Source organism: Methanolobus psychrotolerans, from assembly GCF_002243045.1.
Classification (GTDB): Archaea; Halobacteriota; Methanosarcinia; order Methanosarcinales; family Methanosarcinaceae; genus Methanolobus; species Methanolobus psychrotolerans.
This window is the reverse complement of the sequence record NZ_MBKP01000027.1, coordinates 49,610-73,152: the sequence shown is the minus strand read 5'-3', so window position 1 is coordinate 73,152 and position 23,543 is coordinate 49,610. Positions and strand designations below refer to the sequence as shown.

23 protein-coding genes and 2 pseudogenes are annotated in these 23,543 nt (G+C 41.1%); 11 read left to right on the top strand and 14 right to left on the bottom strand.

Going from position 1 to position 23,543, the window contains the following annotated elements:
* Nucleotides 1-1,777 precede the first annotated feature (1,777 nt).
* Complete coding sequence (locus BB781_RS09935) at nucleotides 1,778-2,758, bottom strand: MraY family glycosyltransferase (RefSeq protein WP_094228335.1); 981 nt, start codon at nucleotides 2,756-2,758, stop codon at nucleotides 1,778-1,780.
* 344 nt (nucleotides 2,759-3,102) lie between these two features.
* Here BB781_RS09935 and BB781_RS15735 point away from each other — a divergent pair, with 344 nt between their 5' ends.
* From BB781_RS15735 to BB781_RS09925, 3 genes are all read left to right on the top strand, one after another.
* Nucleotides 3,103-3,261 carry a hypothetical protein gene (locus BB781_RS15735; protein WP_164997842.1) on the top strand — a complete coding sequence of 53 codons (159 nt, stop codon included), beginning with the start codon at nucleotides 3,103-3,105 and terminating at the stop codon, nucleotides 3,259-3,261.
* Between the two features lie 101 nt (nucleotides 3,262-3,362).
* Complete coding sequence (locus tag BB781_RS09930) at nucleotides 3,363-4,262, top strand: NAD-dependent epimerase/dehydratase family protein (protein ID WP_094228334.1); 900 nt, start codon at nucleotides 3,363-3,365, stop codon at nucleotides 4,260-4,262.
* 49 nt (nucleotides 4,263-4,311) lie between these two features.
* On the top strand, nucleotides 4,312-4,908 hold the full coding sequence (locus tag BB781_RS09925) for a VanZ family protein (protein ID WP_094228333.1): 597 nt from the start codon (nucleotides 4,312-4,314) through the stop codon (nucleotides 4,906-4,908).
* A 35-nt stretch (nucleotides 4,909-4,943) separates the two neighbouring features.
* Here BB781_RS09925 and BB781_RS09920 read toward each other — a convergent pair whose 3' ends face one another.
* Genes BB781_RS09920 through BB781_RS09905 form a run of 4 tightly spaced genes read right to left on the bottom strand, consistent with a single transcriptional unit; the run spans nucleotide 4,944 to nucleotide 9,132 of the window.
* The gene (locus BB781_RS09920) at nucleotides 4,944-6,377 is read right to left on the bottom strand and encodes a nucleotide sugar dehydrogenase (protein ID WP_094228332.1); all 1,434 of its coding nucleotides are present in this window, start codon (nucleotides 6,375-6,377) and stop codon (nucleotides 4,944-4,946) included.
* A 5-nt stretch (nucleotides 6,378-6,382) separates the two neighbouring features.
* The gene (locus BB781_RS09915; RefSeq protein WP_094228331.1) at nucleotides 6,383-7,321 is read right to left on the bottom strand and encodes a UDP-N-acetylglucosamine 3-dehydrogenase; all 939 of its coding nucleotides are present in this window, start codon (nucleotides 7,319-7,321) and stop codon (nucleotides 6,383-6,385) included.
* Complete coding sequence (locus tag BB781_RS09910) at nucleotides 7,315-8,439, bottom strand: DegT/DnrJ/EryC1/StrS family aminotransferase (protein ID WP_242492610.1); 1,125 nt, start codon at nucleotides 8,437-8,439, stop codon at nucleotides 7,315-7,317. The genes BB781_RS09915 and BB781_RS09910 overlap by 7 nt, the downstream gene beginning before the upstream one ends.
* A gap of 27 nt (nucleotides 8,440-8,466) precedes the next feature.
* Nucleotides 8,467-9,132 (bottom strand): acyltransferase, encoded by a 666-nt coding sequence (locus BB781_RS09905; RefSeq protein ID WP_094228342.1) that lies wholly within the window; start codon nucleotides 9,130-9,132, stop codon nucleotides 8,467-8,469.
* 324 nt (nucleotides 9,133-9,456) lie between these two features.
* On the opposite strand from BB781_RS09905, the gene BB781_RS09900 reads away from it, so the two are divergent.
* The 3 genes from BB781_RS09900 (at nucleotide 9,457) to BB781_RS09890 (ending at nucleotide 10,649) form a co-directional block, all read left to right on the top strand.
* Nucleotides 9,457-9,954, top strand: a complete 498-nt coding sequence (locus BB781_RS09900; protein WP_094228329.1) for a PepSY domain-containing protein — start codon at nucleotides 9,457-9,459, stop codon at nucleotides 9,952-9,954.
* Nucleotides 9,955-10,089: 135 nt separating this feature from the next.
* Nucleotides 10,090-10,305: a hypothetical protein gene (locus BB781_RS09895; RefSeq protein ID WP_094228328.1), complete on the top strand. Its 216-nt coding sequence runs from the start codon at nucleotides 10,090-10,092 to the stop codon at nucleotides 10,303-10,305.
* A 50-nt stretch (nucleotides 10,306-10,355) separates the two neighbouring features.
* Nucleotides 10,356-10,649 carry an ArsR/SmtB family transcription factor gene (locus tag BB781_RS09890; RefSeq protein WP_094228327.1) on the top strand — a complete coding sequence of 98 codons (294 nt, stop codon included), beginning with the start codon at nucleotides 10,356-10,358 and terminating at the stop codon, nucleotides 10,647-10,649.
* A gap of 62 nt (nucleotides 10,650-10,711) precedes the next feature.
* On the opposite strand, the pseudogene tnpA reads toward BB781_RS09890, so the two are convergent.
* Nucleotides 10,712-11,008 (bottom strand): annotated as a pseudogene (gene tnpA / locus BB781_RS09885) (IS200/IS605 family transposase); the annotation flags it as partial.
* Nucleotides 11,009-11,203: 195 nt separating this feature from the next.
* A pseudogene (locus tag BB781_RS16575) lies at nucleotides 11,204-11,308 on the bottom strand (IS200/IS605 family transposase); the annotation flags it as partial.
* Nucleotides 11,309-11,363: 55 nt separating this feature from the next.
* On the opposite strand from BB781_RS16575, the gene tnpB reads away from it, so the two are divergent.
* The 4 genes from tnpB to BB781_RS09860 all read left to right on the top strand — a co-directional run bounded on the left by tnpB (nucleotide 11,364) and on the right by BB781_RS09860 (nucleotide 14,633).
* Nucleotides 11,364-12,485 (top strand): IS200/IS605 family element RNA-guided endonuclease TnpB, encoded by a 1,122-nt coding sequence (tnpB, locus tag BB781_RS09875; RefSeq protein WP_094228326.1) that lies wholly within the window; start codon nucleotides 11,364-11,366, stop codon nucleotides 12,483-12,485.
* Nucleotides 12,486-12,834: 349 nt separating this feature from the next.
* Entirely contained in the window at nucleotides 12,835-13,491 is a 657-nt protein-coding gene (locus tag BB781_RS09870) for a PEF-CTERM sorting domain-containing protein (RefSeq protein ID WP_094228325.1), read from the top strand.
* A 250-nt stretch (nucleotides 13,492-13,741) separates the two neighbouring features.
* Complete coding sequence (msrA, locus tag BB781_RS09865; protein WP_094228324.1) at nucleotides 13,742-14,254, top strand: peptide-methionine (S)-S-oxide reductase MsrA; 513 nt, start codon at nucleotides 13,742-13,744, stop codon at nucleotides 14,252-14,254.
* Between the two features lie 142 nt (nucleotides 14,255-14,396).
* Nucleotides 14,397-14,633, top strand: a complete 237-nt coding sequence (locus BB781_RS09860; RefSeq protein WP_094228323.1) for a cytochrome b5 domain-containing protein — start codon at nucleotides 14,397-14,399, stop codon at nucleotides 14,631-14,633.
* Between the two features lie 41 nt (nucleotides 14,634-14,674).
* Here BB781_RS09860 and BB781_RS09855 read toward each other — a convergent pair whose 3' ends face one another.
* Nucleotides 14,675-17,602: a CHASE4 domain-containing protein gene (locus BB781_RS09855; protein WP_094228322.1), complete on the bottom strand. Its 2,928-nt coding sequence runs from the start codon at nucleotides 17,600-17,602 to the stop codon at nucleotides 14,675-14,677.
* Between the two features lie 197 nt (nucleotides 17,603-17,799).
* Between BB781_RS09855 and BB781_RS09850 the strand changes: the two genes are divergently transcribed.
* Nucleotides 17,800-18,255, top strand: coding sequence for an FAD synthase (locus tag BB781_RS09850; RefSeq protein ID WP_242492612.1), 456 nt, complete (start codon nucleotides 17,800-17,802; stop codon nucleotides 18,253-18,255).
* 56 nt (nucleotides 18,256-18,311) lie between these two features.
* Here the strand turns inward: BB781_RS09850 and BB781_RS09845 are convergent, their stop codons facing one another.
* The 6 genes from BB781_RS09845 to BB781_RS09820 form a co-directional block, all read right to left on the bottom strand.
* Entirely contained in the window at nucleotides 18,312-19,454 is a 1,143-nt protein-coding gene (locus BB781_RS09845; protein ID WP_094228320.1) for a pyridoxal phosphate-dependent aminotransferase, read from the bottom strand.
* A gap of 40 nt (nucleotides 19,455-19,494) precedes the next feature.
* Entirely contained in the window at nucleotides 19,495-19,899 is a 405-nt protein-coding gene (gene ribH / locus BB781_RS09840) for a 6,7-dimethyl-8-ribityllumazine synthase (protein ID WP_094228319.1), read from the bottom strand.
* A gap of 68 nt (nucleotides 19,900-19,967) precedes the next feature.
* Nucleotides 19,968-20,432, bottom strand: coding sequence for a riboflavin synthase (gene ribC, locus BB781_RS09835; protein ID WP_094228318.1), 465 nt, complete (start codon nucleotides 20,430-20,432; stop codon nucleotides 19,968-19,970).
* A gap of 17 nt (nucleotides 20,433-20,449) precedes the next feature.
* Nucleotides 20,450-21,601: a pyridoxal-phosphate-dependent aminotransferase family protein gene (locus BB781_RS09830; RefSeq protein ID WP_094228317.1), complete on the bottom strand. Its 1,152-nt coding sequence runs from the start codon at nucleotides 21,599-21,601 to the stop codon at nucleotides 20,450-20,452.
* 170 nt (nucleotides 21,602-21,771) lie between these two features.
* Nucleotides 21,772-22,329: a CBS domain-containing protein gene (locus BB781_RS09825; RefSeq protein WP_094228316.1), complete on the bottom strand. Its 558-nt coding sequence runs from the start codon at nucleotides 22,327-22,329 to the stop codon at nucleotides 21,772-21,774.
* Between the two features lie 178 nt (nucleotides 22,330-22,507).
* Nucleotides 22,508-23,452, bottom strand: coding sequence for a calcium/sodium antiporter (locus BB781_RS09820; RefSeq protein WP_094228315.1), 945 nt, complete (start codon nucleotides 23,450-23,452; stop codon nucleotides 22,508-22,510).
* Nucleotides 23,453-23,543 lie beyond the last annotated feature (91 nt).

Below are 23,543 nucleotides of genomic sequence, written 5' to 3'. Positions count from 1 at the left end.
GATGCAGATTAACACAGATCTTGGATGATGACAGATGTAGAGAATACTATGTCAACATAAATCCCCTGAATTGGTACACAAAACCACTTCAAGTTCAAATCTGTGTAAATCAGTGTTAATCAGCGTCTAAAAATAATAATTCCTTACATTTTAATGTAAATCTCCATTTTCAGACACAGATTCCACAGATTAACACAGATTTTGGATGATGACATATGTAGGGAATACTATGTCAACATAAATCCCCAGAATTGGTACACAAAACCACTTCAAGTTCAAATCTGTGTAAATCAGTGTTAATCAGTGTCGAAAAAAAATAATTCCCAATACCACCGTTTACTGTAACTCCCCATCTTCAGACACAGATTCCACAGATTAACACAGATCTTGGATGATGACAGATGTAGAGAATACTATGTCAACATAAATCCCCAGAATTGGTACACAAAACCACTTCAAGTTCAAATCTGTGTAAATCAGTGTTAATCAGCGTCTAAAAATAATAATTCCTTACATTTTAATGTAAATCTCCATTTTCAGACACAGATTCCACAGATTAACACAGATCTTGGATGATGACAGATGTAGAGAATACTATGTCAACACGCCCCTGAATTGGTACACAAAACCACTTCAAGCTCAAATCTGTGTAAATCAGTGTTAATCAGTGTCGAAAAAAGCAATTCCCAATACCACCGTTTAATGTAACTCCCCATCTTCAGACACAGATTCCACAGATTAACACAGATTTTGGATGATGACAGATGTAGAGAATACTATGTCAACACGCCCCTGAATTGGTACACAAAACCACTTCAATCTCAAATCTGTGTAAATCAGTGTTAATCAGTGTCGAAAAAAAATAATTCCCAATATATCAGTTTAATGTAAATCTCCATTTTCAGACACAGATTCCACAGATTAACACAGATTTTGGATGATGACAGATGTAGAGAATACTATGTCAACACACCCCTGAATTGGTGCACAAAACCAGTTCAAGCTCAAATCTGTGTAAATCAGTGTTAATCAGTGTCGAAAAAAAATAATTCCCAATACCACCGTTTACTGTAACTCCCCATCTTCAGACACAGATTCCACAGATTAACACAGATTTTGGATGATGAAAGATGTAGGGAATACTACGTCAACACACCCCTGAATTGGTACACAAAACCACTTCAAGCTCAAATCTGTGTAAATCAGTGTCTAAAAAAACATAATTCCCAATACTACAGTTTAATGTAACTCCCCATTTTCAGACACAGATTCCACAGATTAACACAGATTTTGGATGATGACATATGTAGGGAATACTATGTCAACATAAATCCCCAGAATTGGTACACAAAACCACTTCAATCTCAAATCTGTGTAAATCAGTGTTAATCAGTGTCGAAAAAAAATAATTCCCAATACCACCGTTTAATGTAACTCCCCATCTTCAGACACAGATTCCACAGATTAACACAGATTTTGGATGATGACAGATGTAGAGAATACTATGTCAACACGCCCCTGAATTGGTACACAAAACCAATTCAATCTCAAATCTGTGTAAATCAGTGTTAATCAGTGTCGAAAAAAAATAATTCCCAATACCACTGTTTAATGTAACTCCCCATCTTCAGACACAGATTCCACATATTATCCATTTTTGTTTCAGCCCAACGAATCGTGCATGAGGTGCATACTATGCAACAATCCGCCGCAGGCGGCATGTTCCATAAAGTCTGTCAAGGACGGGTATCTTCGGGTCCTGTTCATAGCAGAAACTCTAGATCCTTCCAGGCAACAACACGCCCATTACACAGAACACTGCTGTAAGTGCATACATAGCCCAGGTGGCCTGTTTCTCGGTGACCCTGTAATAATAGGGCAGTACCCATTTCAGTGTGAGCGGGTTAGGTACTTCCAGGGTGCCATCTTCCCTTTCCTTTCCAAACTTTGCTTCAGGGAATTTCATAACTCTCCAGTAGGCATACATGAGGAAGTTCACGGTGTGAGGGATCAGCATGATAAAACCGCTGACGATGAATCCCTGTATCACTATAATAGCCCCAATCGCTGCTCCTATGGTAAGGGAGCCTACATTTCCCCAGAATATGTGTGAAGGGTATCTGTCGTACATGAAGTATCCAAGTGTTGCTCCTGTTATGCTCACCACTGCAAAGATATTGTCAACATCTCCTATCAGGACCGATTTTGTAATGAGGGCTATAAGCACTATTATTGAAAGTCCCGAAGACAGGCCATTAAAACCGGAATGCATGTTCACAAGGTTGGATGCCACCAGTACGTATGTGGGCACTATGAACTGCAGGTAAAGAATACCAAGTTCAATGTTGCCTATGTTGGGGAGTGTAAATGCGGTATGTGTGGCATATTGTATTAATGGGTAAGAGCAGTAATACATAAGAAGGAGTTTTGTTACCCTACCAATGTCGATCATATCGTCCAGTATTCCAAATAACCCGAACATGGCTATTACTATGAGGACAACATAGTTTGTTGTTGAGAATTTAAAAAACAGCGTATTCAGTGAAAAACATACCATTGCAACCAGAAGGATGGCAATGCCCCCTCTTTCCGGGATCATGGTCACTTCTTTTTTGTAGTAATCCCTTGCAATGATACCTCTTTCTACCAGTTTTTTTATGAAATATGGCATTGAAATATAAGTTGCAATAAAAGGCACTAGAAAGCTGCTTGCAAGAACTAAGGCTACTAGTGTCGATGGTGATTCCAGATCCAGCATATTCAAATCCCCTGTTTTCTATAAATACGATTCTTCCTAAAATCTACATTGCATGCTTTTATTCATATATGTATCTGCTGCTGATTGGGAAACGTATTATAATTATGTTCGCTCTATCCTAACCGTTTTAGAAATGATAATGTTTATATAATAATCTTTCCCATATTATTTAAATCTTATTTTTGATCATTATGATGAGCATCATTTATTGCATCAGACATAAATTTATATAGTAGTATCATCCTAATAGAATTTGACAATTGGGTTATTGTCGTGATATAATAGTTAATGCTCTTATATGTGCACTATGTGTGCATTAAAGTGGCATTCTTAAGGTGGTACTTATGAAATTAGTAGAGAAGAAATGCGCAATGTGCGGTAGTCCTATATATGTTTATGAAAAATGTGCCCGTGAAGAGATGTTCTGTACTCTTCATTGTATGGAGCGTGCAACTTTCGGGGCAGTTTCCAGAGACATAAATCAGGTCAAGATGGTTTGTTAAGTAATGATCTTTTATTTTTGAATTTGAGGTTATTACATTATTCTTTTATTTTATCTGGGATATAGGTCGATTTTATATAGTTAGTTTACCCTCCTAGGTTCATGAAGAAGGTTCTTATAACCGGCGGTGTAGGTCAGATAGGCAGCTATCTTGTTGACAGCATGCACAATGACTTTGAGGTCACGGTCCTTGACAACCTTTCCTCAGGGAAAGAGCCTGAACTTGCTGATAACATTCATTTTGTAAAAGAAGACATCAGATCCCCCATGGCAAAAGAACTGGCTGGTGAAAACGACATAATTATTCACACTGCAGCCCAGATAAGCGTTGCAAAATCTATGGACGATCCTGTATTTGATGCCGATAATAACGTTTTTGGAACCATCAACCTGCTGGAAGGTGCACGTTTTGGCAACCTTGAGAGGTTCATTTACATCAGTTCGGCTGCAGTCTATGGCAATCCTGAGTACCTCCCGGTTGATGAGAAACATCCTCAGGATCCTATGTCGCCTTATGGTGCCAGTAAGTTCTGCGGTGAAAGATATTGCTGTATGTATCACAAGGCCTATGGCCTGCCATCTGTCTGCATCAGGCCTTTTAACATCTACAGTCCCAGGCAGGACCCTTCCAATCCTTATTCAGGTGTCATTTCCAAATTCATAGGTCGTGTAAGGCAGGATATGCCTCCTGTCATCTTCGGGGATGGTTCCAACACCAGGGATTTTGTTTCTGCCCATGATGTTGTAGATATGCTCATGTTGCTGGCAAACGGGCATGGGGATAATGGCGAGGTCTACAATGTGGGCACCGGTAAAGTAACACGCATTGATGAACTTGCACATATGGTAATGGACATCTTTGGCAAGGACATGGAAATAGAGTTCAGGGATGCAATGCCAGGCGATATAAAGGATAGCTACTCCGATATTTCCAAGGCAAAAAGCATCGGGTTTGAACCAAAAAAAGACCTTTACAAAGGCCTTGAAGAGATAGTAGGCTGAATTACCGGATAATTCTTTTACTTTGCCACTCATATAATACTAGGATCATATGTGCGACTTAAAAAAAAACAGGTATGTTGCTTATCTGGCACTTCATACCCTCTTTATTCTGCAGGCTTTCCTTAATCTTGTTTCCTGCATACAGCGCTTTGATTACCGCAAGAACAAGAAATACATTTTCATTGCCCTTACTGTACTATATGCAGGCTTTATCTTCTACCTGTCATCCCAGTCCGACCTTGGTGTTCCATCTTCTATATTCAAGATACCCATTATGTATGAGCTGGCAGCTCTTCTCAAATACATAGGTCTGGGTTTTTTTATTGATATAGCAGAGTATGGGTATCATAATATGGATAAAGTAGCCCATATGATCCTGTATTTTGGTCTTGGTGTACTGCTTCACCTAACATTCAGGCACTCTGAACATGTGGTGCTGAAAAAATACGCTGCCGTTTTTGCCGTGATGCTTGGTATAATCTATGGAATAACAGATGAGTTCCACCAGTCACTTGTACCGGGACGAACTTCCAGTATACACGACCTGCTTGCTGATGGTATCGGAGTGACACTCGCCCAGATCATTTTCGTGATATTACTACTTATGAACCTGCGAAGGAAAAAGAGCAAAGGTGATCAGGGATAACCCTGATCTTTAAAAACATATGTTCTATCTGTGTTCTAATTTACTATCTCGTGTCTGTTCTTGTCTCCTCTGCCGATTCCTTTGTACACAAATCCTGCATCAATGTAAAGGTCAGGATCTATGACATTCCTTCCGTCTATGATCACAGTGTGTTCATTACCTGTAAGTTTCTTTATTTCATCAGGCTTCAGGCTGAAGTACTCTTTGTGGCCGGTGAATATAACAACAGCGTCAGATCCTGAAATAACTTCATTTATGTTCTTATGTATCTCTAAATCCGGATAGTTCAATACATGGGGGTCGTGGACACGCAGGTCTGCACCTGCTGCAATGATCATATCCCTGTAGGGTTCTGAAGGGGGGTTGCGTGCATCGTCTGAATCGTTGATGAAAGCCCATCCAAGCATGGCTATCTTCGAATCTTTAATGTCCTTGCCAATCCTCTTAAGCGCAGCAACTGTAAGGTTGTACATGTGCACAGGCATGAAATCATTGACCCTGCGTGCAAGTACATAGATAGACTCTGCGTCCTGCGGATAGTCAAGTGCTTCAACTCCCAGTTTTACTCCCCGTTCAAGGTGATATGTGTCCTTGGTAAGGCAGTGGCCGCCAACACCGGCTCCAGGCCAGAGTATGGCCCTGGTAATGCCTTCTCCTTTGAGGCTATCGATCCCATTCCTGACATCATATACATTGATGCCCATGGATTCGCAGTAGAGCGCAAGCTGGTTAGCTGCGGCTATCTGCAGGTCCCTGAACGTGTTCTCAGCTGTCTTTGTTACCTCAGCTGCAGTAGCGCTCATGGCTATGACCTTACCTTTTGTGAGTACGGGACTGTAAAGTTCCACTGCCCTGTCTGTACTTGGCTGGTCAATACCTCCGACAATGCGGTCATGTTCCTGTATATTACGGAGCAGCCTGCCCACCATTACCCTCTCAGGAGCATGAGCAAGTGCGAAGTCCTCGCCTGCTATCAGACCAGACTCCTCTTCCAGTATATCCCGGGCCATGGTTTCGGTGGTTCCCGGCGTGATAGTGGATTCTAATACCACAAGCATGCCTGATCTGAGGTACTTACCGACATTGCGGATACCGTCCTTAAGTGCCCCAAAGTCCGGTTCAAGTGCTTTAGAGTCTGCAAAAGGTGTCTGTATGGCCAGGGTAATGGCATCCACTTCGGATATTCTTGAAAAATCAGGTGTGCATTCGAACTTGCCTGCATCAACTACCTTTTTCAGCAGTTCCTCAAGGCCCGGCTCTTCTCCCTTAAGCGGGCTCTCTCCACGGTTAAGCATTTCTATTTTGTAACCGGATGAAGCAGAATCCCGCTGGAATCCAAGCACATGGTCAAATTTATCAGAATCAGCGAACAATGCTGCAGCAGGGATACCCACATATCCCATACCAATGACGCCGATCTTTTTGATGGGGCCTTTCCCGTTCAATATCGTCTCAAGTTTTTGGCTCATTATGATCACTCTTCAATTTCTACTAATTTTGCTTCCTTATAGGAACTGATGGCAGCCAGGCTTACTTTCAGAGCATGCTTGCCGTCCATTCCGGAAGGTTCAGGTTGTTTTCCTTTGTTAATGCAATCAATGAAGTATTCAAGTTCATTCTTCAGGGGCTCTTTGGGCTCTATCTTTGCTTTCCTTACCCAGCCACTGTCATGCAGTTCCACCGTCTGGTCAATGTAGTCCAGATAAGCAACACCACCAACGCCAAGGGCTGTGAGCTTTCTCACTTTATGCGGGGTCAGCCAGTTCACTTCCACAAGCCCGGAGAACTCATGGTCCAGACGCATGTGAATGGTTGCATGGTCCTCAAATGAATGAATGTCTGCGCCTGCAACAGCGTAGACCTGGTTCACATGTGTGCCATAAAGGAATGATATTATGTCAATGTCATGCACGCCGATATCAAGTATGACTCCTACATCCCTTATCCTTGGATTATAGGGTCCGACCCTGGTGGTGGATATGGATACTATCTTACCCAGCAGGCCGGAATCAATAATTTCCTTAAGTTTGATAACCGCGGGATTGAATCTCTCGATATGTCCTACCATTACAAGGCGGTTGTTACTTTTAGCAGCCCTGATTATAGCCTCTGCATTCTCAACAGTGTCTGCGATTGGTTTTTCCACAAGCACATGTGCTCCGGCCTCAATGGCTTCTATGGCCACCTGCCGGTGCATCTTTGTGGGAACAACTATGCTCACTGCGTCCAGTCCCTGTGCCAGCATTTCCCTGTAATCCGTGAAAGCCTTTGTATCATATTGCAATGCAAGCCCTTCCACAAGCTCCCGGTCGATGTCCGATATGCCTGCAAGTTCCACACCCGGCATTTCACTGTAGATACGTATGTGGTTCTTTCCCATCGCTCCGGCGCCGATAACCCCAACCCTCAGCATCTGGGATCACTCCAGTCCCTGATGGTATTGCTTATGGTGGCAATGTCCTCATCGGTAACTCCCGGGTGCACCGGCAGAGAGAGCACTTCCCGGGAGGCCCGTTCTGTTACCAGCAGGTTGTCGTTGTACCCGATCTCCCTGTAATATGGCTGCTTGTGGATGGGTATCGGATAATAGATGCCCGTACCTATGCCGTTGTTTTTGAGATGGTCTGCCAGTTCGTCACGGTTGCGGGTGCGAATGGTATATTGGTGGAAGACATGGTTGCACCTCTCTGTGATCACCGGGCATTCTATGCTTTCAATATCCCTGATGCCTTCTGTGAGCAATTTAGCATTATGCTGCCTTCTGGCCGTATATTCGGGCAGTTTCTTAAGCTGTACGAGGCCAATTGCCGCAGAGATATCTGTCATACGCAGGTTGTACCCGAGCATCTCGTGCAGGTAACGTTGTTTTGAACCGTGTGAGCGTATCATGCGTGCTTTGTCAGCAACACCACGGTTATTGGTAGTTATGATACCACCTTCACTTGTCGTCATGTTCTTGGTCGGATAGAAACTGAATGCTCCGGTCCCAAAAGAACCAACCTTCTTTCGATTGTAAGCAGCTCCATGTGCCTGGCACGCATCCTCTATCAGTATAAGGTCATGTTCCTCTACGATATCATTTATAGCGTCCATGTCTGCAGGCTGGCCGTAGAGATGCACGGGCATGATAGCTTTTGTTGCCGGAGTGATCATTTCTTCTATAAGTTGTGGGTCAAGATTGAACGTATCGGCCCGGATATCTGCAAATACCGGTTTTGCACCGGTGAAAAGTACTGAATTGGCAGTGGCTATGAAACTAAAGGAACTGGTGATTACCTCATCACCCCTGCCGATGCCATGGGCAAGTAAAGCAGCATGCAGGGCTGCAGTGCCGGAATTAACTGCTACTGCATGTTCTGTGCCTGTATATTCGGCAAAAGCCTGTTCGAATTCTGCCACGCGCTGTCCTTCGGCTATTATTCCCGAGCGCAGTACATCGCTGACGGCCTGTATCTCAGCATCGTCAAGCTGTGGTTTTGCAATGGGTATCATGATATCACGTTTCTCATATTGTTGATCAAATGTACTCAAAATGTAACACTTTGCCTTATGCAGGTATTATATGCTGTTTAAAAGTTCCAGTTTTTCAGGAAGGTCTACTATCTTTGCAGGACAGCCAATTGCCAGTTTCCATGCAGGCACATCCTTTGTAACCAGTGCCCCGGCAGCTACCATTGCGCCTTCTCCTATCTCAACCCCTGGTATGAGGGTGGCATTTGCTCCAATTGACGCACCTTTCCTGAGTATTGGTCCTTCGGGGTGGTATTCTCCTCTGATGGGGTACCGGTCATTGGCCAGCACAGCGCAGGGTCCTATGAAAACCTTATCTTCTATGGTCACATGCGTCGGAATGTAAACATTACCCTGGATGCTGACATTGTTGCCTATGCTGACGTTGCCGTCAATAATAACATTAGTGCCAATTAGCACATTATCTCCTATTATAGTATTTTCCCGGATCATGGCATTATGCCCGGTTCTGAAATTATTCCCTGCCATGACGTTGCTGAAGATAGTGGCACCGGCTCTGATAAAGGCGTTACTTCCGATATCTGACCCTGGATAATCATATTCTTCTATCTCAATGCCTGCTTTTGTAATCTCCATCAGTATATTATGCTGGGGATACCCGAGGATGACATTTTCAAGGACTACCGAGTTGTTGCCTATGCGGCTGGATCCGTACAGTTTTGCAGATTTATGGATATATGTGCTGTTTTGCATTTTCCCACCCATATTCACATCAGTTAAGCTTTCCAGTCTATATAAATTTATTCAGGTTTAATATCTCATAATGATACTAATATATTCTAGCTTATAATACCTCTTTCTAGTTTAATAAGCAAGCTAATTCATTCTCCATTTACCTTCCTCACAGCATCTCTACTTGAAGTCCTTCATTGCTAACCGAATTCTTTACTTTCGTGGCTGCTAGAAACCAGTCATTGCCATTATCTGAAGTTCAACAAAACGTTTAAATACATATACATCCTACATATGTAGTGTTAAGGCTACATATGTTGGGTTAAAAATCCGGAAGGTGAAATAATGAAAAGAACAACGTCAATACTCCTTGTTGGTATGCTTATTACAGCCATTGCAGGGATAGGTATCGTAAATGCAGCTGTCGACCGGGCAGATGATGCAACATTCTTCGGGCAGATGCACAGATGGGCAGCTAACAGAATGGGTTACTCCGGTGGATACGGGTATGAAAACTGCCCTGTCTATGGAGCATATGCATCGGATGGGACAACAGTTGCTGGACTTGAGGTAGGGACCATTGATGAGGCAATCAAGCTCGCAGAAGATGCAACTGGTAAGGACATCGGGGAATCAAATATATACCTCATGGGTAAGTGGTGGGTCTTTAACTACACAGATGATGAAGATGTTATCAAGCAGGGACGTATCGATGCATACACAGGCGATGTCATAGAAGACTTCTATGCAAGTTCTTCATATAAAGGACTACAGTATTCACAGAATGTACGTGGTATGATGCGTGGCAGTGGCTATGGCACAGCAGGTTGCTACAGGTACTGATCAATATGCATGATCAATATGCATGATCAATATGCATGCATGAGATTGCATTGAACAGGGAAGGTCGAAAAGTAATAATATATCCCTTCCTATATACTCTTTATTAATTTTATAACTTTAAAGGGTGAATATATAATGATGGGCGACGGCATGTATGGTACTGGCTCTGTATGGGTTCTTCTTTTGAACATACTACTAATTCTTGTAATAGTATGGGTAGCAGTCACACTTTTTAACCGGTCTAATCTTGTAGGTTCCGGAAACAACGAGCGTCTTGCAAGGGTTGAGAAAGACGTTGAAGACATTAAAAAGATGGTTCAGGATATAAAAGAAAAACTTGACGAGATATGATCAAGGCAACCACGATCGGTTAAAAGGAACTAAAAACAGCAGGATCACGGATGACAAAGACACTTTTACAGATCACAACCATCGGCGAGGCTATTTCCCACCCCGTAAGGTTAAAATTGCTGTATCTGCTATCGGAAAGGGAGCGATACATATACGACCTTGCCAAGGATCTTGACCTCTCACGCCAGGTTGTCCAGTTGCATCTGAAACGTCTGGAAAACGCGGGGTTTGTAGAAAGTGACCTGAGACTTGAAGATAATGATAACAGGGCGAAGAAATTCTTCAGGCTGAAAGAATTCGATGTCAAACTGGGACTTGATGATCTGACTGAAATATTTGATTGAAGATGCTTTATAAGTGGAGCGTAAAACTCCTATGTCTTTAGCATAGGGGATGTAAGCGTCCATTACCCCTGATTCCTTATGTATTCTATTACCGTTTCTTTGCTAACGTTTCCAATAGTGCTACAAAAATATCTATCGCTCCATAAAGTACGTTCTCCCCAATAATATTGTCTCAAATGTAATTCATTTTGTTCCCATAAACGATATGTCGATTCTTGTTTCAATCGTCTGATAATCGAAAGAATACTATATTTCGGCTCACTCTTAATGAGTAAATGGACATGGTCTTTGTCTGTCTCCATTTCCACAATTTCAAAATTAGATTTTGTAGCGATTTTTAACAATGAATCCTTTAACTCATTGTAACTATTCAGCCTGATAAAATCGTTATCAATAACCTATTTGATAAAAAATTGATACGTGATTTTCTTGAGAATAATTTATTCTAATTGTGTCTATGATTGCGTTTTTTGTTTCAAATTTATTTAGGACTAAACATCTTTATTCTTATTGAATCAGTATCAATCGGCTGATTGCTGTAGGCTGAATAGTTACAACTCATTTTCAATACCATTCAACACATTCCGTCTATATTTGCAGACAAAAATGACATGGTATAATAATAAAAACTTACTATGGTTTTTCCTTTCATACTCCACAATATTACCTATTTAACGTAAACCATAAATAACATTAACTCTAATATATATTTGTATGTTGAAGGCTTACAAATATAGAATGTATCCTACAAAAGAGCAGGAAGAAATGTTTTTTCAGCATTTCGGAGCTTGTAGATTCATCTATAATTGGGCTTTAGAACAAAAAATTAAGATCTACGAACAAGACGGTAAATCTGTATCAAGATTCGACCTGAATAAAGGAATAACAATGTTGAAAAGAGACGGAAAGCACGATTGGCTCAAAGAGGTTAACTCTCAGTCATTACAAGGTGCTACCCTCAATCTCGACAATGCCTTTACAAAATTTTTTCGGGAAAAGATGGGATTCCCAAAATTCAAGTCACGGAAGAATCCAGTACAGGCGTACAATGTTCCTCAGAATTACAAGGTTGATATTGAAAATAACCGCATATACCTTCCGAAAATAGGCAACGTTAAAACTATTCTCCATCGTCCATTAGGTGACGGTGACTTAAAAACAGCTACAGTATCCCGTACATCTTCAGGAAAATATTACATTAGTATCCTTGTAGACGACAATCGGGAATTTCCAGAAAAATCGGATTTCTCCGTAAACGATACCGTAGGAGTAGATGTAGGTATCAAGGATTTTGCTATCACTTCTAATGGTGATAAAATCGACAATCCGAGACACCTTAAAAACTCCATGAAGAGACTTAAAGTTCTTTCAAAACGCCTATCTCGAAAACAGAAAGGCTCAAAGAACAGAAATAAAGCTCGTCAACAAGTAGCCAAGCTCCATGAAAAAATAAGCAATCAGAGACACGATTTCCAACATAAGGTTTCAACAAAGCTCGTTAGCGAGAACCAAGCCATAGCAGTAGAAACCCTCAATGTCTCCGGTATGTTTAAAAATCATTGTCTGGCTCAACACATAGCTGATGCATCGTGGAGTTCCTTCATAACAAAACTCGAATATAAGGCAGAATGGTACGGAAAAACAATTCTCCGCATCGGAAGATTCGAGCCAAGTACAAAAATCTGCAACGTCTGTGGTTACTACAACAGTTCCATGACATTAGCAGACAGAAAATGGAAATGCCCGGAATGTAATGCCAATCATGATAGGGACATAAATGCCTCTATCAACATTAAGAAATTCGCCCTTCAAGGGCAGAACTTAATAGGAATATAAGCACCCTCGGAACAAGGGGAAGAGCCTGTGGACTTGTGAACAATGGTTCAAGGGATGAAACAGGAAGCCACGAAGTCTTTAGCTTCGGGGTAGTTCACATTTCGGTTGTAACCTTTAATTTGTGATCGAAATCGATTGTAGTATCTATCTTTTTCTCGAAATGGCCAAAGAAACATGTACAATTATGTCATATAACTTAAATTCAGACAGTGCACAAAATAACAACATATTTATAGTTCGTGTACCACTAAATAACTGTGATAATTGAAAGATAACTAAAAGGAATATCCGGGATTTTATATCAAAATCTCAATTTCTTTCAAATATCTGATTCGGTTGGTGGTATGAAATGAAAACGAAATTTAATATGAGTAGACTTCTTGCCCTATCTCTGGCAAGCATTTTTTTGCTGACAGCAACAATGTCAATGACAGCACTTGCTGATTCAGGCAGCACAACAGTAATCCCTTATGGTGATTCAGGGTACAAATATCAGGTTGTAAGCACAGGCTTGAATGCCGGTTTTGAAAGTACAGGCTTTGATGACTCCAACTTTTTGACAGGTGATGCCGGTTTTGGTTCAATTTACTCCGGTTGTCTTCTCACAAGTTCCGAGTACGTTAAGACAAGCTGGGCATTGAACTCAGACATACTTGTAAGAAAAGAGTTCTATCTTCCGGAAGGCACAAGCAACCTGAAGGTTTACATTGCTATCGATAACGATGTTCAGGTATTCATTAACGGACAGGATGTTTCCAGTGGAATGAAAACACACGAGGGATGCCCAAGCTGGAATAGCTTTGAGTTTTCGGTCGATGACAGTGTCCTTAACTCCGGCACAAACCTTATTGCGGTGCGTGGAAGAGATCGTGGTACTGCAAGCTTCCTTGACATAAAGGTCACAGCAGATGTCCCTCCAGCATCCGAGGAAATCCCGGAGTTCCCGACAATTGCTTTGCCAATGGCTGCAATAATCGGACTGGCGTTCATCTTCAAGAGAAAGTAAGGCGATAGATTCGCCTTAATTTCTTTACTATTTTTGTTTATAGGTGATTATTTATTATAGATGATTATTATAGATGATTATTGTAGGTGATTATTGTAGGTGATTATTGTAGGTGATTATTGTAGGTGATTATTGTAGGTGATTATTATAGATGATTATTGTAGGTGATTATTATAGATGATTATTGTAGGTGATTATTATAGATGATGATTATAGATAATCATTGTAGATAATTATTGTAGGTGATCAGATGGGGTCAAGAGAAGAGTTACTTAAGAAAGGCTATGAAATAGCAACTTTTGCAGCAGGTTGCTTCTGGGGAGTGGAATCCGTTTTTAGAAAGGTAAAAGGTGTGGACTTTACCCAGGTAGGCTATACCGGAGGAGCAAAGGAAAATCCGACATATAAGGAAGTATGCACGGGTACTACCGGGCATGCGGAAGCTGTGGAAGTTGTTTTCAATCCTGCAGCTGTATCTTACGATAAATTACTGGAGCTTTTCTGGGAACTGCACGATCCTACAACCCTGAACAGACAGGGACCGGATATAGGAACACAATATCGTTCTGCCATATTCTATCATAATGCTGAGCAGCGCAATGCTGCTATAGCTTCCAGGATCAATCTGGAAAAATCCGGAAGATATTCTCGGGAGATTGTAACCCAGATACAACCTGTCGGACCTTTTTACCGTGCAGAGGAATACCACCAGCAGTATTTTGAAAAAATGGGCACAGAAGGGGGATGCATCATAAAATATTAGCCGAGGTGTTATGATTTCTCGAGATTCATGTTCGTGAACACCCATCTGCAGTTATTCCAGTTCATCCCTAAAAAGAAAACATAAATAGGGGCAAGACCCAAAAGCCTATAAGCCTGAAATTAAATGTATGAGTGGTGAGAATATGCAGGAATTTACACTTGAAGAAGTTGCAAAATTTAATGGTAAAGACGGGGAAAAAGTATATGTTGTCTATGCTGGTCAGGTCTATGACGTAAGTGGCAGCGAATTCTGGAATGGCGGAGAGCATATGGGATTGCATGTTGCAGGCACAGATCTTACAGAGGCTCTGGATATGGAAGCTCCTCATGAGATCGATGCACTTGAAAATTATCCTGTAGTAGGTACAATTAAAAAATAAAGTTTTGATGCCTTTTAGCACACCCGGGATGATGGCGGGTTTTAAAGAGGTAATTTGAATATGAATGATGAACCTTTGTCAGGTTCACTTTCAACACGAATGCTTCCTCCGTGCATTTCAACATATTTCCTGACAATTGCAAGCCCAAGTCCGGAACCTTCATATGTTCTGTTAAGGGCAGAGTCTATCTGCCTGAAAGGTTCAAAAAGGTTTTTCTGGTCGTCGGGGTGGATGCCTATGCCGGAATCTTTTATTCCGATCTCTATATGATCAAGGGCTTTTTTTGCAGATACATGGATATGACCACCTTCCATGGTGAATTTTATTGCATTGCCTATCAGGTTATAGAGTATTTGTTTTAACTTGAGTCTGTCTGCTGTTATTACTGCAACATCTTCTTCAATTTCAAATTCAAGCGAAAGACCTTTCTGAGTTGCAAGGGTTAAAACAGTTTTCTTTACTTCATCCAGCACATCAAAAACATGAAACTCTTCAACTACAAGGTCCATTTTTCCAGCTTCTATTTTTGAAAGGTCAAGAATATCGTTTATGACTTCCAGAAGGTGCTTGCCACTGTTTGAGATATTTGTAAGGTACCTTATTTGCTTTTTGTTGAAAGAATCGTGTTCATTATAGATCAGCATATCTGAAAATCCGATTATAGAGTTAAGGGGTGTGCGAAGTTCATGACTCATGTTTGTGAGGAACTCGCTTTTTGCTCTGTCAGAGGCTTCTGCAGCGAATTTAGCTTTTATGAGTGCATCCTCAACCTTTTTTCTGCCGGATATGTCATAGAAGCTCTCTACAAGATACTCTTTCCCCTTTAGTTTTACAGAAACAACTGACTTTATGATGGGTATTTCCTTTCCATCCTTGCTTAAAAGGAACCGCTCAGACTGCTCTACTTTCTGGTGCAGGTCTATTATAGGACATTGTTTTTCATGTGCAGGACAGACAAATTTGTGGCACACATTTCCTATTATCGATTTGCGGGGAAGTCCGATCATATCTGCTGCCACAGGGTTTACATCAACTATCTTTTTGTTCTCACTATCAATTAGCATTATACCGCTATTGATGTTATTTATTATAGTGGTCAGTCTTTCCAGGAGTTCATGCTCCATGGTATCCAGTCGTTTGCGTTCTGTAACGTCACGAATTATGGCCACTGCATTCCATGTCCCGTCAGAGAGTTGTATTGATGATAATGAAAGCTCAATAGGGAATTTTGTTTCATCCTTATGTTTTCCTTCAAGTTCGATCGTACTGCCTATTACAGCACCAAAACCCGTTTCTGTGAATTTTCTAAACCCTCTTGAATATGCATCTGTATACTTTTCAGGTGCGATTAAACTGTGTACATTCTTTCCAAGAGCCTCATTTTCAGGATATCCAAACATCCTTGCTGCGGCATCATTCCAGAAAGTTGTCTTGCCTTCATCATTGATCATTATTATTGCATCGTTAGCAGAGGTTGCAATTTTTGAGAATTTATCTTCACTAAGCAGTAGTTTCTCTTCTGCTTCCTCTCTTCTGTCGATCTCTTTTCTGAGTTCCTTCTCATGTGCCAGTATCTCGGTGATGTCGCTATGGGCATAAAGCCGGCCGGATATCCGATCGTCAATTACCAGAGGTAATGAATATGTCTGGATTGTTCTTCCATCTATTAATTTTACAAAAGTTTTGTTCGCATCAAACGAAAGCTTATTTTCATTAATTCTGTTTGAAAGTTCATCAGGTTTTTGAGCTTTTTGGAGGGCAATTTTTAGTATTTTTGTTCCATCTTTTTCGGATTCCATTTCAGGCGGCAATTTAAACATATGCCGGTATTCTGGATTCATAAAGAGAACCTTGTCTTCATTATCAACTGCAATGAGTCCATAAGCAACGGATTCAATAGTAGATTGGAAGATTGCATTTTTTTCCTGCAAAGAATCCAGCATGGAATTGATATTATTCGCAAGTTCTGATAATTCATCGTTCCCATCCATATAAATACGGGAATTAATATCAGCTTTTAAATCAATTGCCTGGATCCCATTACGCAAGGAAGTGATTCTGGATAACAGATTTTTCTTCAGCAGGAAAGACAACAACAGAGCAAATGTTACTGATATCAGAAGCGTCATGTAAAATGTGAGGGATATAGCTGCCAGGCCTTCTTTGTAAATTAGTCTTGGCATCTCTGTCTTCATTATAATTGCAGGTTTTCCGTAAATGTCTTCTATTAAGAAATAAGCTGAAACAATGTTATTTTCATTATTGATATTTGTTGCATAATTTTCTTTCAGTACTTGCTCTTTAATCAATCCAAAACTCAAAGGCAAATTTGAGCTATCAAGAGCTTGAATGGTAATTGGAAGCAGTGTTTGTTCTTCAATCTGAGCTATGAAGGAGTCATCAAGGAATCTTCCAGTAACCATAGTACCGGCTATAGGGCCTGTATAATCACTTTTTATAATTGGTCTTGAAACAACGATGACAAACGAATCTTCCAACATAATGATGCCTGAAGACGCTGAATCAATTGAAGGGTGGTCCAGTAAAATGCTGTCCACATTAAAATGCTCATCAAGATCAGGGGGGATTGGAATTTCTTTTTCTTCAGTAAGATCAACGGCTTTTCCATAAACGAGATTTCCGTTGTTGTCATAGAACAGCATGAAATTGATATTTAATGTCAAAAAAATGTCAATTTGCTGAATGTTGGAGTTAAGATACTCTGAATTGTTGTCCTGGATATATTGATATGTTGCATCCCATGCAGACCAGTCATATAAGTTATTATCCATGTGAGATATCTCATTGGAGAATGCCCGCTGGACCCGGAGGGCATTATCTTTTAACACATCATTTTCAACTTGTTCTGTATGGGTCATGAATACATAACTGGTAACAGCTGCCGTGAGTGAAAAGAGAAAGATAAAAACTATTCCCAGAGTTATGATCGTTTTGCTATATATCTTCATGCAGTCACCGTAGTTCGAAAAGAGTAATTACACCACAGTTCCTGATGCCTCAGTGAATGTGTTTTGATGTGTAACTTACGCGGGTTATATTTCTGTGTTTAGTATATAATTCTACATATAAATAGTGTGCGTATTTGTAGTGGCCATTTGTAAATATCGTGGTTTGGAAGTTATTATTTTGGAGCTATCTTTATAATATATGCTTGTTTATAGGGAGCAGCACAGGTGATGTTTTGGTAAGAGTACTTGCAACAGGAACATTTGATCTGCTTCATCCGGGACACATACTCTATCTTCGTGAATCTAAGAAAATGGGCGATGAACTTTATGTGATAGTTGCCAGGGAATCCATGATAAGACATAAACCAAAACCTATAATCCCCGATGATCAAAGGGTTGAAATGGTCAATTCCCTGAAAATAGTTGATAAAGCTATTCTTGGAAGTGATTCAGATATTTTCGAGCCTATCAAGGAAATAAAACCTGATATTGTTGTACTGGGATATGATCAGGGTTTTGATATTGCCAGACTTCAAAAAGATCTGCATGAACGAGGTTTTAATTGTAAGGTCACCAGACTGGAAAAGTCATTGTCATGTCCACTTTGCAGTAGTGGAAAGATCATTAAAAAAGTGCTTGAACGCTACAAGTAAGCGTAATTATATAGTAAAAAAGTACAGTGTACAATTGTGTACATAAAAAGGATAGATCAGACAAGTGCTGACTCGATCCTTTCCAATCCTTCCTGTATTCTTTCCAGTGATGTGGCATAGGATATCCTTATGAAGTCCTTGCCACTTTCCCCGAAAGCAGACCCTGGGGTAACTGCAACATGTGCATCCATAAGGAGCTTTTCGGTGACAGCATCACCATTTCCATACTCGCTTACATCTGCAAAGGCATAGAAAGCACCGCCTGGTTTCTGGCATTTTATACCAATGGCATTAAGGCCGTCTACAAGGAGATCACGTCTTAATTTGAATCTGTCAACCATTTTAGTTACTGGTTCCTGTGGTCCTTCAAGGGCTGCAACACCACCGTACTGGACAAAGGTTGTTGCACTGCTGACTGAATGGGATTGTATTTTTAACAGGCCATTGAATATCTCAGGTTTTGCACAGACATAACCAAGCCTCCAGCCAGTCATTGCGTAGGCTTTGGAGAATCCATTTACAGTTATGGTTCTGTCCTGCATGCCTTCAAATGAACCAATACTCAAATGTTCCCTGTCATAGATGATCTTTTCATATATTTCATCAGAAAGCACAAGAATATTTTTATCAATTGCAATGTCCGCAATAGCTTTCAGGGTCTGCTTATCATAGACAGCTCCTGTAGGATTTCCCGGGCTGTTAACAATGATGAGTTTTGTTTTGTCAGTGACATATTCTTCCATATTACTAGGCTTAAAACCATTTTCATGATCAGTAGGTACCCATACAGGGTTTGCACCTGCAAATTTGATTGCAGGATCATAGGAAACCCATGCAGGATCGCAGAGAAGCGCCTCGTCTCCATCGTCGAGTACTGACATCATTATTTCAAAAATGGCCTGCTTTGCGCCGGGTGTGACGAGTATATCCGAAGCTTTTGCATCCAGTTTGTTCTCTGTACGGAGTTTTTCAGCAATAGCATTCCTCAGTTCCGGAATTCCGGCTGAAGGTGTATAATGTGTCTCTCCCTTGTACATTGCATCTGCTGCAGCATCACATATATGTTTAGGAGTATCGAAGTCAGGTTCACCCAGAGTAAAACTGATGATGTCGAAACCTTCCTGTTTCAATTTGTTAGCAATATTTGCAGCTTTGATCGTTGCCGATTCTTCCACACGCTCTAGTCTTGAGGATGCCATGGAATTAACACAACCATTTTTCAGTTCAGTCTACACCTGATCAGAGACGTTGTACGAGTTTGACTGCTGCTTCCACAGCACGCTTTGCATAGTCCACACGCTCATGGGCTTCCATCCTTGTCATTCCAGGTCCTGCAATTCCCAAGGTTACAGGCTTGTTATATTCAAGGGACAGATCGATGATTTTTCTTGCAGCATGCTGCACAACTATTTCATCGTGTTTTGTTGCACCTTCAATAACAATTCCCATTGTAACTACTGCATCAATATCACTGCGCTGGCAGAGTTTTTTGATAGCCAGAGGCATATCGTATACTCCTGGTACAAGAATCTTATCCACTACCTGTGCTCCAAGGAATTTTGCATGCTCTTCGCCAAGCAGTTCCATCTGGAATGTGAGGTCCCTGTTAAATTCAGCTATTACAAATCCTAATTTTATGGTCATAATGATCACTTAAGGTTGCTTATATTATATATTACAGATTATAATTATATTGTTGCTTAGATCCGATATCAGATTCTTGCAGGCCCTATATCCTCAAATCCCTGTCTTTGGCCGGTGCCGGCTTCCTTTATCATTTTATCAGGCCTGGATAACATTTTGACAACGTTAAACGCATGCTCTCTTGATCTTTGTTCCATAAGGAAAGCAAGTTCTTTTTCGTCCTTTGCTTCATCCTCATGAACAAAAACCTCTATTATATGGGTATTTGTCATAAGCTGTGCCTGAATTATTCCTGTGGATGCTTCATGGGCACATATCTTATCCTGTTCTTTACTGCCCGGCATGCCAAGAGCTATAACAATATCGCATCCTTCTTCATCTATAAGTTTTTTGGCAGCCACAGGAAGATCCTTTACGCCTGGAACTGTTCTGCGTATTATTTTAGCAGAAACGTTCTTCCGGATCTCATCGATTGCAGCTTTCCCCATGTTAAAGCGTGCAAATGTAGTGTCTACAACGCCTATTGTTGCCATGTTCACCTGATAAAATATTAAAGGAGGGTATCCAGAACTTCGCTGGCAGCTTCTGTACCTGCTCCTATGCTTGGTATGATTCCTCTCTTTTTGAGGACGACTTCAAGTTCCTGTATTGTCAGCATGATATCTTTTGGCTGTACATTGCCCATACTTCCGATCCTGAATATCTTGCCGCTTAGGTGGTCCTGCCCGCCGGCAATGATGATACCTCTTGCAAGCATATCTTTCTTTATATCATTCCCGGAAACTCCTTCAGGAGCTTTCATAGCAGTGACTGTATTAGAATATTGACTGTGCTCATCATTAAGCTGCGGGAACATCTCAATGCCCATTGCTACTGCTGCTGCGCGGACGGCTTCTGCACATGTGGCGTGACGCTTTATCCTGGCATCCATACCTTCTTCCTTTACTATATGGAGTGCTTCCTGGAGACCGAAGAACAGAGGAACTGCCGGAGTATAGGGTGTCTGTGATTTGTCACCGCTCTTTTTGTATGCTTTGAGGTCAAGGTAATATGGCAGTTTTTCCATTTCATCCATAACTTCAAAAGCACGTTCACTGACCGAGACCATTGAAAGCCCGGGCGGTGCAGCAATGCATTTTTGTGAACCAACAACTGCAATATCAATGCCCCAGTCATCTGTTTTGACAGCATCTCCACCAATAGTGGTTACGCCATCCATAATGAAAAGTGCATCGTTTTCCTTTGCAAGTTTTCCGATCTCTTTAGCAGGGTTCTGAATTCCCACAGAGGTTTCGTTGTGAATAAGGGTGATGGATTTTGCGCCTTCCTCAAGTTTCTTTTCAACTTCAGCAAGGTCAAATGAGCGACCCCATTCATTCTCTAAAGGATTCACTTTTCCATATCTGGAAGCTATTTTCTTGAATCTCTCACCGAATTTACCATTTTCAAGGGTGATTACGACATCATCCTTGCCTGTTGTACATCCAACAGCTGCTTCCATTGCGGCAGTGCCTGAACCGCTTATAATTAAAACATCATTCTTTGTCTGGAAAACATCAGCCAGAATTTCGCAGCAGTCATCATACATTGCCGCAAACTCTGCTCCCCTGTGATTTATCATAGGTTTTGACATTGCCCTGAGAACACGAGGTGCAACAGGAACCGGTCCTGGCATCATAAGAAGCGTATCTTCTAGATCCATATTAATCTCCTGATTATCTTTGCCCTGTAATTATAATTAATGATTCTAATTTACTTTGCAACCATGGGAGGTGACTCGCATGATGCATAGCTGAATTGCCCGCTGATGGGCAACTTTTGCCTGATATGCAACCTTATTATATAACCTTAGCCAGACGCACACATGAAATCCTAATCGCTTAGTAATTTCAGTATATCGTACTTCGTTACAACTCCTGTAACATGACCTTTTTCCAGTACTAGTACGGCCGGATGTTTCTCCAGCATATAGGATGCCGTTTTAACATCAGTATTTGGAGGGAGCGTCGGGAAAGAATCACCCATGATGTCACCTATTTTCATATGAGACACTACGGAACTCTTTTTATCAGTCATTGACCGGACGATCATATCTTCGGATATGCTGCCAACAGAAATGCCTTCATGTATAACTGGTATCTGGGATATGTTGTACTTCTCCATGATCTGGACCGCAGTATCCACACTCTCATCAGGAGATACGGATATGAGCTCACGGTTCATGATGTCCCTGAGGTATATGTCCTCTTTTTCGATATCATTGAAAACATCAATAATCTTCCTTAGAGTCGATAACCTGGGGTCTACATCACCTGCTTCTATTCTGGCTATAAGGGGCTGGCTGACACCTGCCCGTTTTGCAAGATCACTTTGTGTAAGGCCAAGATCAATCCTTTTCTGCTTTAATTCATCCGGACTTGGAAGTTGCATAGGTATTACTGATGGTAATTATCATATTTAAATCCAGTTAGAGAAAAATAAAGGTTCATTCAGAAAGCAAGACAATGCAGGATAATAAAAAAGAATCAGTTCAGGAGGGCCAGCCCTCATTAACAGTACACTGATCATATGTGATTTTAACTTGTCATTCGTAGCTGCAAGTTGTTCTTTAATTATAAAGTGTGAACAGGCCAGCAATATATCCTAGATAGACTCCAAGTATCAGGCCGCCCTCCCATCTTGACAGTTTCTTCCCGGTAATACCAAAAACCAGGAGAAGTATCATTATAAGGATCATGAATGGGAAATCATATTCAAGGGACTGGGGGAGAATGGTAAGAGGTCGTATCTGGGAAGATACGCCAAGGATCAGTGCAATATCCATTGTATTTGCACCAAGTATGTTACCTATGGAAATATCCTGATGCCCTTTTAATGTAGCAGAAACCGCAGTTATCAGCTCAGGGAGTGATGTACCCAGGGCAACAAGTGTCAGAGCTATGATCATCTCAGGAACTCCAAGCCATTCTGCAATAGTTATTCCGGAATCAACCAGAATGCGACTACCTATAACTACAAGAATGGCACCGGTGAGGAAAAGTATAATATCTTTCTTCATGTGGCTTAACGGAAGTTTTTCTCTTACATTTTCATTTCCATCAAAAATAGCACGTTGAAGGCGGTAATTATAATAGAGGAATCCAACGAACACTGCCAAAAGCAGAAAACCATCGAATGAGGAAACCACGCCGTCATATGCTACGACTATCAAAAGGAGTGCTGAGCCCAGCATGAAAGCACCCTTGCGTGTGAAACCATGAAGTTCTATGGGTATTGCTTTGATTGCAACTATAGAACCCAGTATCAAGCCTATATTGCATATGGCAGAACCTACAGCGTTACCGATTGTCATTTCCACGTGATCAAGATATGCTGCCATTGCAGAAACAGTAAATTCCGGTGCCGTAGTTGCAAAACTGACAATGGTGGCTCCGATTATTATTTTTGGAATGCCGCTTTTCTCGGAAATGGAGACCGCAGATTCTACAAACCAGTCGGCACCCTTGGTGATCATCACCAGGCTTACAAGCAATAATGCAACCGTTACAAACATGAAGCTGTTTATACATCCCCATGGGATTTAAAAGTAAGTGATAACAAAAGCATTGCTCTCAAAAATAATGTAAAAAAGGAAACATGAAAGG